The following is a 12,042-nucleotide window of genomic DNA, read 5'->3' on the forward strand; positions in this document are numbered from 1 at the left end:
TTTTATGCGGATTTTCTGAAGTTATTTTCCTTTCCCTGAATTTTGTAATTCATTCTCCATAATTATCACTTTCTTTTGAGCTCGTTCATCACCTTGCTTTGCCGCGAGTCGATACCAAGATAATGCCTTATTATCATTTTGTGGTACGCCCATACCATATTGATAACAGGCACCGCTGGCATATTGTGCATCACGGCTATTCTGGTTGGCAGCTTTGATAAACCATTGGCAGGCTTTTGCTTGATTAGCGGTAATCCCATCCCCTCGTGCGTAAATAAGCGCTAAGTTGAACTGAGCTGAAACTTCGCCTTGTTCAGCGGCGAGCGTGAGCCATTTGATTGCAGATACTGTATCGCGCTTGGTACCTTGACCCGCTAAATACAGCATACCTAGGCTATTTTGTGCAGGGGAGAAGCCTAACTCAGCGGAACGAGTAAAATACTGAAAAGCGAGAGGGTAATTGATTTTTTCATACATGCCAGTCGCTGCTTGGTAACCTAATATATACAGTGCTTGAGGATGGTTTTTCTCAGCCAGAGCCAAATAAATTGCATGAGATTTTTGTGGGTCTTTATTGCCAGCAGTACCTTGTTCATACCAATAGGCTAAAGTGAGCTGTGCGGCGGGGAACTGTTGTGCAGCGGCAGCTTCTAGCCAGATTAATGCTTGCTGCGGATTTTTCACTAATACATTGGGGATACCTTGTAAAGTGTATTCCGCCATATTCATTTGACCAATAGGATCACCTGCTTTTGCTGCTGCTTCCATCCAGCGCAGCATCTCTTTTTCATTTTTGCCGATCCCAACACCTTGCTGGTACATCAGGGCGAGGTTAATTTGTGCTTTGGTAAATTGTTGGCTGGCGGACAGTTTATACCAATAAGCTGCGTTATCGAGTTGACCGTGAGATTGGTAAAACATCGCTAAATTAAATTGCGCTTCTGCTTGTCCTCTATGGGCTAACTCAGTCAATGTTTTTTCATCTACAGCCGGAGAGGGGGCGATAGGCGCCTCTGTCTTAGCGATACTCACATTGATTGACAGTGAGTAAAGGATAATGAAGGGGATAATAAACTGTCTCACAAAACTTCCTTGGGATGAATTTTAACCATTTATTCCTATTAGGTAGGTTAGCGGGTTGTTTTTAGCAGTGCAATCGCCATTATGGCTATTTGAAAAAATACTTTATTTATTTAGTATTTTAAATCATAAGGTTATAAAAAAAATGAAAAATAATTCAAAAAAATATGAACCTTTTAGGTCTATCGCAGGTCTTAATTAGCATGTATATCACTGTTTGCTCGCGTAAACATTCATATATTTACCCTCAATATTCATTTCTTTACATGAAGTAATGCAATAATGCATCTATGTAGTGTAGTTTGAATTAGTTGTACGATCCTTAATAGAATGCATTATGCCCAGTTTTAGTCGCTGGGCTTTTTTTTTGCATGAAATACTATCCCACCCTTTCTTTGCATAAAAATACACCCTCGTTTTATTTCATCCCGCTATTTGGATGATAAGTAGACTATAAATAGTCACAAATATAAATAATCACATATATGAATTTATTTTCTATTCAATGTTTGCAGATTCTCATTTACCTATGCGTAAAACGTTATGGTGTAGCTTTAATTGCGTTTATTTGGAATGGAATGGTTAAACATAGAACAATGTGCTTAACATTTGATAAACAACTGATTATTTAGTGGGCGATAAAAATTTCATGTTTTTGTAAAAAATTGAAGTTAATCACGATAACGATCTATGAATGTAGTAATTAATACTAGCTAATTCTTTAGTTTTGGTGCATAAATAGCATATATTGCTTAATTGATTATTCTGTTTTGGATGGCATATATTTGCCATAATGCTGAATAAATAATCAAATATGCTTTAACTCATTGAATTTTATGTTCGTGATTCATAAACAATATATGCACACAGTTTTGTTTGTTTTGAGGTCAGGGATTGATACTCCACCTACCAAAAGTGAATCTTCTAAAGCTTAAATTCTTGAGATCATAACAATGCGAGGGTGCAGACAGCGCTCCGTGGTTTTTTTGCATACGTACAGGTTGTACTAGAGGTAACTTGTGTCCACAACAAATAACAAAGAGGAAGTCAGTCTTAACGCGTTTAAGCAACCTCGTTCATTCTATCTCATCTTTTCTATCGAACTCTGGGAACGTTTTGGTTACTACGGTCTTCAGGGGATCCTCCCAATTTATCTCAGCCAAGTGCTTGGTATGTCGGAAGCGGAATCTATTACGCTGTTCGCGGCATTCTCTGCGTTGGTCTATGGCTTCGTTGCCATTGGCGGCTGGTTAGGCGATAAAGTTCTGGGTACCAAGCGTGCGATCGTTCTTGGAACGGTAGTACTGATTGTCGGTTATGCCTTCGTTGCATGCTCTGGGCATGATGTGTCGATGGTTTACCTCGGCCTTGCTACCATCGCGGTAGGTAACGGTCTGTTTAAAGCAAACCCATCATCATTATTATCTACCTGTTATGACAAAAATGACCCACGTTTGGACGGTGCATTCACCATGTACTATATGTCGGTTAACATTGGTTCATTCTTCTCAATGCTGGCAACACCATGGTTAGCAAAACATTACGGCTGGGATGTCGCATTCTCCCTCAGCGTAGTGGGGCTGATCATTACCTTAATTAACTTCTACATGTGCAAAAAATGGGTCTCAGACCACGGTTCAAAACCAGACTTTGCACCTGTTGTCATCTCCAAATTACTGATGACTATCGTCGGTGTAGTTGCACTGATTGCGATTTCAAACTGGTTACTGCACAACTTAGGCATTGCGCGTGCGGCACTGGCGGTGATTTCTCTGGGTATTTTAGTTATCTTTATCAAAGAAATGATGGCGCTAAAAGGCATTGCTCGTCGCCGTATGGGCGTCGCGTTGATCCTAATGTTAGAAGCGATTGTGTTCTTCGTTCTCTATAGCCAAATGCCGACGTCTCTAAACTTCTTCGCGTTACATAACGTTGAGCATGAAGTTTTTGGCTTAGCCATTGAGCCTGCTCAGTATCAAGCGTTAAACCCATTATGGATTATGATTGGTAGTCCAATTTTAGCTGCAATCTATAACAAAATGGGTGACAACTTACCGATGCCACACAAATTCGCTATCGGTATGATACTGTGCTCAGCAGCATTCTTAGTGCTGCCACTCGGCGCAAAATTTGCGAACGAAGCGGGTATTGTGTCTGTTCAATGGTTGGTTATCTGTTATGGCTTCCAAAGTATTGGTGAGCTGATGATTTCTGGTCTGGGTCTGGCGATGGTGGCTCAATTAGTTCCGCAGCGCCTGATGGGCTTTATCATGGGCGCATGGTTCTTAACTAACTCTGCTGCGGCATTTATCGCAGGTTATGTGGCTTCCATGGCGGCAGCACCACAAGGTGAAATCACCAGTAAAGTTGAATCTCTCGCGGTGTACAGCGATGTATTTATGAAGATTGGTCTGGTGACGGGAGCAATTGCCATTGTAATGGTATTTACTGCGCCATTATTAAACCGCATGACGCAAGAACAACATTAATTTGTTTTGTTAGTTATCAAATAGAAAAAGGGCGATAGTGATATCGCCCTTTTTTAATGCATGATTATTTAAAATATCGATTATTAATTAATCTCATGGAACGGTTATTACCGTTGACTAAAAGAGTACTCGCACTGTGGCTATGCAGATCATTTGAGATACCATTCATCAGCACTGTAGGGGTGATTGCGGTCGCAGCAAAAATGACATCGGACGTATTCACCATCATATCCAACGTTAAAATGCCCCCAATTTCGATGCCCATCTGTTGGCAACGAATTGCTTCTTGCGCTGCTAACAGCTTATTTTTTTCTGTATCTTCTTTAGCTTTATTACGTGGTACAAGACGTGCTTGCATATCTCCACCTAATGCGCGTGCAATGGCAGCACTAATAATGCCTTCTGGTGCCCCGCCAATGCCATACATCATATCAATAGGATGTTCAGGTAGGATTGTTAGCAGTGATGCAAGTACATCGCCATCAGGGATGGTAATAACATTGGCGCCAAAGTTACGGATAGTTTTGATAATATGTTGGTGGCGAGGTTTATCAAGAATAGCAATATTAAGCATTGAAATCGGTTTATCCAATGCCGCAGATAAAAATTCGAGGTTTTTCTCTAATGGATTTTTTAGGTGAACAGTGCCTTTTGCTGCGGCACCAACAACCATTTTTTCCATATACATATCCGGTGCTTGCAATAATGTGCCGGTAGGTGCGGCGGCAAGGACCGCAATCGCATTGTGCTCATTACATGCCACCATGCGAGTACCGTCAATGGGATCAACTGCGATATCTAAATGATGTTCGCCGGATTGTTTGCCAACTTGTTCACCAATATACAGCATCGGAGCTTCGTCAATTTCGCCTTCGCCAATCACAATTTTTCCATGAAAATCAATTTCATTGAGTCGGTTTCTCATGGCTTCAACCGCAGCGTTATCAGCTGCATTTTTATTGTGTTTCCCTACCCATTCAAATGCGGCAATGGCAGCAACTTCGGTCACGGACGCGATTGCAGATGCGAGTTCATCGCTAATTTTCATTTTGGTGTTGTTCCTAGGACTAAAAAATTATCGCGACTATGATACGTTTTTTGTGATCAACTTGGTAATTTTTCGATGAATAAATCAACGTTTTATTGGCGAAGGGGGGAGAGTGGCGGAAGGGGAAGGGCGGAGTAAACTCCGCCAAGAAAGAATTACAGCATTTCAACGATGGTGATCCCGCCAATAATTGAGATTAAGGCAGCAATCGTACTCAGTAACACCGTTCCCGCGGAGGTTTCAGTGTAGGCTTTATTACTGATAGCAAGTGCTGGAACAGCGGTTGCCGTCGGTAATACACCGATAATAAATGCAGCTTTTAATAAATCACTTTGTAAACCTAATGCGAGACCGGTACCAAGAATTAACGCGGCTTGCACAAAGTTTTTGACAAATACGTTAAAGATTATTTCTTTACTGATTGTCAGCTTAATACCTGAAAGCAGTAAACCAAGGAAGAAGAGGGCAACACCACCAGCAGTTTTACCGAGTTCATTCACAGAGTTTTGCAGAATTTCAGGTAATTTCACGCCACAAATAGCCAGAATAGCCCCTAAAACAGGTAAGAAAACTAATGGCTGAATGACGGCTTTACCGACAGATTTCAGGACACCATTACCTTTTGCGGATCCACTGATCATCAATAAGGTAAATGGAATAATAATAACGGTATAAATTAAGTTACCAAGTACCATGGCAATTAAACCGGATGAACCAACAGTAGCCAGTAAAACCGGTGGTCCACAGTACGCCATATCCGGGAATGATACCGATAAGGCTTGCATCGCAGCGTCAGTTTTGTTGTGACGGAAAAAGAGTTTACCGACGACAAAACCAATTACGTAAGATGCAATTAATCCCACTGCCAGCGCTAATAGATAATCAATGTTTAGTAGCACTGATGGCGGGGCTTGGACGGCAGCAAGGAAAAGCGCAAAAGGTAAGGCGATTTTGACAACAAAGTCCGCAAACGCTTGCGAATATTCCCGTTTCACGAAACCATATTTACCCGATAACCACCCTACGGCGAGACCGAGTATGATGGGACTTAGGGCTTCAAGTATTATATGTAATAACATAGTTATTCCTTTGCGTTATATAGAACAAGGCGCGAATTTAAATATACTCGATAAAAGACAATCGTTATTTGTTAAATAACTTCCTGGTAAATTGTCTATAAATTAATAACATAATCATACGAAAATACACCTATTATCTGCATATTTTTTATAATAAATATAATGAGTCGAAAATAGATTATTGGATTTGATTAATTATTAATAAAAATAAGGGTTATTTTGCCTTATGGGAAAATAATTATTTAATGGCTTGTTTGTCTGGGGAAAAAACATTAAAAATGTACTATCATTTTATGATGATAAAATAATAAAATGACGGAATAGATTAATCTGCGAATACTCTTAAAAGGAGTTATTTTGTAACAGTTTGTTACCCATGGTTGGCAATTTAGATATTCATCTTTAAACTAGGACGATTATTGAATAATGTAAACTCTATAATGCACTTATTGTGTATAAGGCGTTATGGTGTGTCGAGTTTTTTATCATGAGCTAGAGCGGTTTAACTAGCTGGTTTTTTTACCACAAATTTTACGAAAACACAGTTTGTTTCAGATATGAGCAACGTGTTATCCCCTAAGATCCGGTTGACTAATCTTGGGTTGCTGGCATTGGATTAAAGAAGGAAACCTATTTGTGGATACATGGATACTCTTAGGACTAGTTTTAATTGCATTAGTGATAGTGGCCCCTGTGCTCGCTATCATCGCGATTAACCGTACTGGTCGTATGCAATACCAAATTCACCAGTTAAACCAGAAGATCACTTCACTCGAAGCTAAAATAGCTCATGGCAATGGAGGGGGACCTGTTAGTGCGTTAAATACGATGGATGACAACGACGCATTAACTTCAGTAGAAGTGCAATGTAATGCCTCTCAATTGGAACATTTTGAGCCAGAAGATAATAAAAACGATGTTTCCGAAACCCCAGTTCAAGATGCTCAACCTCTCTTTCAACCGATGTCAGTTTCCAGTCATAAACAGCCTGATACAGTTCATCCAGTCTCGATAAATCCAAATCGTTTTGATAAAACTAGACCAAGCCAAGCTTCATCTGAACAGAATGAATTAGAGAGTAGATCAATCTTTGCACATTTCTTTTCGTGGCTAGTGACAGGGAATCCTCTTGCTAAAATCGGAATTTTATTATTATTTCTAGGTGTTGCTTATTTACTCAATTACAGCGTGCAAAATGAGATTATATCTCCAGAATTAAGATTAGTGTTTAGTGCCGCTGGCTGCTTAGTTTTACTCTGTGTTGGTTGGTGGCTACGCAAGAAAAAAGCATTATTTGGCTTGATCTTACAGGGTGGAGCAATTGGGTGTTTATACATAACCGTTTTTGCTGGCTTTAAGCTGTATGCCATGATCCCTTATGGATTTGCATTTGTGGCAATGCTCATTATCTGTTCGGCAAGTATTGCTTTAGCGTTGTTACAACGCACTATTAGCTTGGCAGTCTTGGCATCTCTAGGGGGATATTTAGCACCAATATTACTGTCTTCTGGGGGCGGGAGTCATATTGTTCTATTCTCCTATTACCTCATGCTATCGATAGGTATTTTGGTGATTAGCTTTTGGCAAGCATGGCGCCCATTAAACCTAGTCGGAATGTTCATGACTTATGGGGTAGCAGTATTATGGGGAATGGAACATTACAATTATGATTATTATCTCTCCTGCCAACTATTTATCATTGCCAACCTGATTGTATTCAATGTATTAACTCAATTATTTGCTTTACGTTTTGAGCATAGTAAACAGCTAGTCGTCGATAATACTTTATTATTCTTCCCGCCATTGATGAGTATTTCGCTGCAATTTGCTATTTCGGGTGGAATAGGATTATTGCCAGCCTTTATTTCTTTACTCATCGGTTTGTTGTATCTCATAGCAAGTATCAGGCTCCATAAACGTTTTAGTTCCGTGGGTAAAAATATGGCATTGGGCAATATTATTATTGGTGCTAGCTTTGTTACGTTAGCAGTACCCCTTGCTCTGTCATTTGAATGGACAACGATTGTCTGGTCATTACAAGGCTTTGCCATGTTGTGGTTTGCGCTCAATCAAGGGCACAAAAAATTGGCGATGACTTCCTGCTTACTTATTGCAATTAGTGCATTAATGATATTAAGCGATTACCCATACTATTATTGGAGTGACAATGTCATTTATATGATGCCAAGCTTAATCGCGGTTTGCTTTTTTGCAGGCGGGTTATTTCATGTGCGTCATAAAGAAACACGTTATTTCACTGTTCTCAGTTACCTATTTTTATTCCTCGGTTTATTAGTCTGGTTTGCTTGGGTGCCTGAATTTACCAGTATGCTGTCATGGAATAGCGAAGTTGAAAGTCTAATCATTTTGGCATTGGTGTTGATTTCAGCATGGTGCTGGCGTCTTGGTGGTCAAAAAATTAATTGGATCCCATTAGTTCTATGTCAGTTCTTACTATGGGCAGTGGCATATTACTATTTAGCATTAGATTTTATTGATGCAAATAATCCTATGGGGCGCGGTGAAGGCTCACTCATCTGGCCGGTCATTCTTGGAAGCTCAGTGCTATTTGTGATGCATGCTTATCGTACTCAGAATCTCTATATTCGGCGCGGAATGCACGTTGCCAATTTATGGTTAATTATTGGGTTTGTTGCAACCCAAGTTCACTGGTTTGTGGTGAATCTTCCATGGGGAATGCATGAGCTGGGTTACTTTATTTACATCATGTCGATGACCTTATTGGTCTTAGTTCTCTATTGGTTGCAACATAACAAATTTGTACCGATGCGTCGAAAAGGGCTGCTGTACTGGTATAGCATATTGCCGCTTATGGCGGTGCTGGTGGTACTGTCTTCTTGGTCTAACCTGGAGGATGGGAAACTGACCTTCTGGAGCTATGTCCCATTAGTCAACCCGCTTGATGAAGCGGGTCTATTTAGCATTGCTGCGCTGTTGCTGATGCGTAAAGGCTTTATGGAGAAGCTAAGAAAAGTAACACCACTTGAAACGGGGGGGGTGAACGGACTCATGGTGGTGATCATCGGGCTAACGCTTCTTTGGTATAACGGTATCATTCTTCGTGCAACAGCGGATTTTGCCAATATTACGTGGAACCGACATATTTTATTTGACTCGCGTTTAGTTCAAACCGTGCTTTCCATTAGTTGGGGGATTGCGGCACTCGTTTGTATGGTGATTGCCGCTGTGAAGAAAAGCCGTGTATGGTGGTTTGGCGGCGCTGCCATTTTTGTGTGCGTCATAGCAAAACTTTTTCTTATTGATGTGTATGGGCAGGATGGTATTTCCCGTGCGGTCTCTTTTATTGCCGTCGCGGTGTTGATCTTGGTTGTAGGGTATTTTTCTCCATTACCACCAAAGCATAAAATGGACATTGAGATACAGGAAAAATAGTTATGAACTGTATGAAAGTAGCAGTGAAATACGCAACAACATTAGGTGGGTGGTTAACACTTTTTTCCTCGATATGCTTATTTTCATCTGGGAGTTATGCCAACGACTCAAAAGCCGATAACTTGAAAGAGGTAAACCCTTATGACTTCTATCAAGGAAAAGAGCTTTCTACTCCAGACAGGAACAGTCCGTTTTATTGGTTAGAGTTACCTTCAGAGGCTTATATGGGGTCTGCCTACCCTGATACTCTGCAAGATGTTCGTGTCTTCAATGGGACGGGAAATGAAATCCCGACAGCGTTGTTTTTTGATACTAATAAATCAATTGCGACGACGAATGTGAACTTTAATTTTCAACGTTTAGTGACGCGTCCAGATAATGTGAATTCTAGCGATAACACTCAATTTGATAGCCAATATTTATTGGTGGAAACCGAACCTGGCAAAACGAATCGTATTGAATTACCCAATCTGCAAAGAAAAGAAAAAACCACTTATCAAGCGTATTTGTTGACGCGTGATCAACTTAAAGAAGCCGGTGTTTTGTCGAATTTAAATTTAGGTTGGGATCAAAGTAACCGAGATTGGCAAGCAAAAGTGTTCGTCTATTTCAGCACCGATAAAAAAAATTGGGTGAACATTGCCGCTAATCAACCTGTAATGAGCTTGAAGCTAGACTCTGGGGTTGTGGCAAGCAATACCATTGAATTATTGAGAGAGGAAAGTACGGGACCTGTTGCACCCTATCTTATGTTAGTGACAGTGAGTACACCAGAAAATGAAATCCCACTTTTACAATCGGTCACGGGAATTCAGTATGTGATGAATTCCTTCCACCGTCAGGAATCTTTCTTATTTGAAGTAACAAATGATGGTATTACGCGAGAGCAAGTGATTTATCGTTTGCCAGCACCTCAGCCGTTGAACGAAATTAGTATTAAGTTGCAACAATCAAATCGAGTTGTGCCACTAAAAATTGAATACATCGCAAACAGTGATGAAGAATGGAAACCGTTAGCGGATGTGATGGTTTTTAATCAAATTAATGAGGGAGACAACGCGAGTAACCCGAATCTCATTATCCATAATATGCAAATTAAAGGACTGAGAATTACTGCATTAAAAGGAAGTTGGGATGAGCTGCCGCCGACAATATATGGCTTACGTGATGCCGTTAACCTCGTTGTGAATATACAAGGTGCTTCGCCTTACCTACTGGTGTGGGGAAATAAACAAGCAACACCGGATAATGTTAACTACACACAACTTATTGGTAAACATGAAAGTGTCGAAGCGGTGATGGAAAATTTCCCTGAAATAACAACGACAGGTAAGGTATTAGAGCTCGGTGGTGTGGAGAAAAAAGTGCAAGATAACCCCGTAGAAGAAGGGGTAAATTGGATGACTATCACGTTATGGGTATTACTTGTTGTTGGAATTCTGGCGTTACTTTATTTTTGTTGGTACTTATTGAAAGAAGTGGGGGCATCAAATAAGCGTAATTCAGATGAGCTTTAAGTAACTCGGATTGCTAGCAAGCTCATCGGGGATGAAGATGGCACTTTATCAGTCATCTAGCGTTATTTTTGAATTCAACATCGTCGACAAAGGATAGAACAATGCCTCAAGGTCAATGCTTATGCGGTTCTGTGAAACTGACTATCGATCACCCTATTGATACCGTCCATGTTTGTCATTGCGGCATGTGCCAAAAATGGAATGGTGGACCGGGAATGACCATCGGTTATGAAGGTGAGCCAAAAATTGAAGGAAATGCGTTAATTACGCGTTTTGCTTCATCGGAATGGGCTGAGCGCGCATTTTGTAAGCAGTGCGGTACGCATCTTTTTTATCATTTACATTCACCGTCAACGTATTACATCTCAGCGGCACTGTTTGCAGAAAGCCAAAATGCCAAAATGGGCACGCAAATTTATATAGATTGTAAGCCAAATTATTATAATTTTGCTGAAAAGACGCCAATGTTAACAGAACAAGATATATTAAATCTCTACAGTAATAATCCAAAAGATTAGCCAAATGGCAGGTATTATTACCTGCTATTTATCTTAAGGTGATTTAAACATTCATTTGTAATGTCAGCATAAAAAATTTCAATTATAATTAGCCTATTCCATTTGAGTTGATATAGCGAACGTTAACATTTTATGCTCTTAAAAAGTTAAATAAAAAATAACTTAACTTTTTAAAGCGTAGAAAGAGTAATTTGAGGAATATGTAATGGATAGTATGAAAGGAATGCGTCATGCCAGTAATATCGCATGGGTATTACAATGGGTTCTTAATGTGGGATTAATTGTGCTGGCTGCTGTGTTGGTTTTCTTTTTAGCTAAAGAAACATTCACAATGGCATCTTTAATGTTTGGGGGAAGCCAAGAAGCTAAAGCCTATGAGCTTTTAGAAGGTATCGTGATTTACTTTCTTTATTTTGAGTTCATTGCTTTGATTATAAAGTATTTTATGTCTGGTTATCACTTCCCGCTACGCTATTTTATCTATATCGGGATCACTGCAATTATCCGCCTCATCATTGTGGACCACAGTGATCCGATGACAACTCTGCTGCATGCTGGCGCCATTTTGGTTTTAGTGATAGCACTTTATATTGCTAATACAGAAAAACTGAAACGAGAATAATATTCTTAAAATTAATTTATCAATCACGCTAAGGGAAATAATAATCATTTCCTTTGGCGTGAAGTTAATTAAATAAAAAAATGACTTAAGTAATATAAAACGAGAGTAAGCATAAGCTAAAATAAAATTTCAGATAGTTGGATTAAGAGTAAAACTAATAATATAAGCATAATTAACTAGAGCGATTGGTTGCTTTTCATTCTGCCAAAATAAAATAAGAAAGTGTTTTACTTTTCTAAATGGGTTATTTACTGTGATAAAGCTTCTATTCTAAT

General features: G+C 39.7%; 8 protein-coding genes. 5 read left to right on the plus strand and 3 right to left on the minus strand.

Annotated elements, in window-relative coordinates; all coding sequences use genetic code 11:
• Positions 1–21: 21 nt before the first annotated feature.
• Positions 22–1,083, minus strand: a complete 1,062-nt coding sequence (locus PR795_RS04000) for an SEL1-like repeat protein (RefSeq protein WP_181480768.1) — start codon at positions 1,081–1,083, stop codon at positions 22–24.
• Between the two features lie 1,016 nt (positions 1,084–2,099).
• On the opposite strand from PR795_RS04000, the gene dtpA reads away from it, so the two are divergent.
• Positions 2,100–3,569, plus strand: coding sequence for a dipeptide/tripeptide permease DtpA (gene dtpA / locus PR795_RS04005; RefSeq protein ID WP_272516688.1), 1,470 nt, complete (start codon positions 2,100–2,102; stop codon positions 3,567–3,569).
• A gap of 64 nt (positions 3,570–3,633) precedes the next feature.
• Here dtpA and glpX read toward each other — a convergent pair whose 3' ends face one another.
• Positions 3,634–4,611 (minus strand): class II fructose-bisphosphatase, encoded by a 978-nt coding sequence (gene glpX / locus PR795_RS04010; RefSeq protein WP_272516702.1) that lies wholly within the window; start codon positions 4,609–4,611, stop codon positions 3,634–3,636.
• 161 nt (positions 4,612–4,772) lie between these two features.
• Positions 4,773–5,696 (minus strand): AEC family transporter, encoded by a 924-nt coding sequence (locus PR795_RS04015; RefSeq protein WP_006657579.1) that lies wholly within the window; start codon positions 5,694–5,696, stop codon positions 4,773–4,775.
• 636 nt (positions 5,697–6,332) lie between these two features.
• Here PR795_RS04015 and PR795_RS04020 point away from each other — a divergent pair.
• The 4 genes from PR795_RS04020 (at position 6,333) to psiE (ending at position 11,767) form a co-directional block, all read left to right on the plus strand.
• Positions 6,333–9,110, plus strand: a complete 2,778-nt coding sequence (locus PR795_RS04020; protein ID WP_272516689.1) for a DUF2339 domain-containing protein — start codon at positions 6,333–6,335, stop codon at positions 9,108–9,110.
• A gap of 2 nt (positions 9,111–9,112) precedes the next feature.
• Positions 9,113–10,627: a DUF3999 family protein gene (locus tag PR795_RS04025; protein WP_232373802.1), complete on the plus strand. Its 1,515-nt coding sequence runs from the start codon at positions 9,113–9,115 to the stop codon at positions 10,625–10,627.
• A 101-nt stretch (positions 10,628–10,728) separates the two neighbouring features.
• A complete protein-coding gene (locus PR795_RS04030; RefSeq protein WP_006662006.1) occupies positions 10,729–11,145 on the plus strand; it encodes a GFA family protein in 417 nt (138 codons plus the stop codon).
• A gap of 214 nt (positions 11,146–11,359) precedes the next feature.
• Positions 11,360–11,767 carry a phosphate-starvation-inducible protein PsiE gene (gene psiE, locus PR795_RS04035; RefSeq protein ID WP_006662005.1) on the plus strand — a complete coding sequence of 136 codons (408 nt, stop codon included), beginning with the start codon at positions 11,360–11,362 and terminating at the stop codon, positions 11,765–11,767.
• The last annotated feature ends 275 nt before the right edge of the window (positions 11,768–12,042 follow it).

It is taken from the genome of Providencia sp. PROV209, assembly GCF_028479485.1.
GTDB lineage: Bacteria > Pseudomonadota > Gammaproteobacteria > Enterobacterales > Enterobacteriaceae > Providencia > Providencia alcalifaciens.

Bases quoted from the DNA above. Each gene is read 5' to 3' on its own strand.
- PR795_RS04015 (WP_006657579.1), bottom strand. From the start codon at position 5,696: ATGTTATTACATATAATACTTGAAGCCCTAAGTCCCATCATACTCGGT.
- PR795_RS04025 (WP_232373802.1), top strand. From the start codon at position 9,113: ATGAACTGTATGAAAGTAGCAGTGAAATACGCAACAACATTAGGTGGG.
- PR795_RS04030 (WP_006662006.1), top strand. From the start codon at position 10,729: ATGCCTCAAGGTCAATGCTTATGCGGTTCTGTGAAACTGACTATCGAT.
- psiE (WP_006662005.1), top strand. From the start codon at position 11,360: ATGAAAGGAATGCGTCATGCCAGTAATATCGCATGGGTATTACAATGG.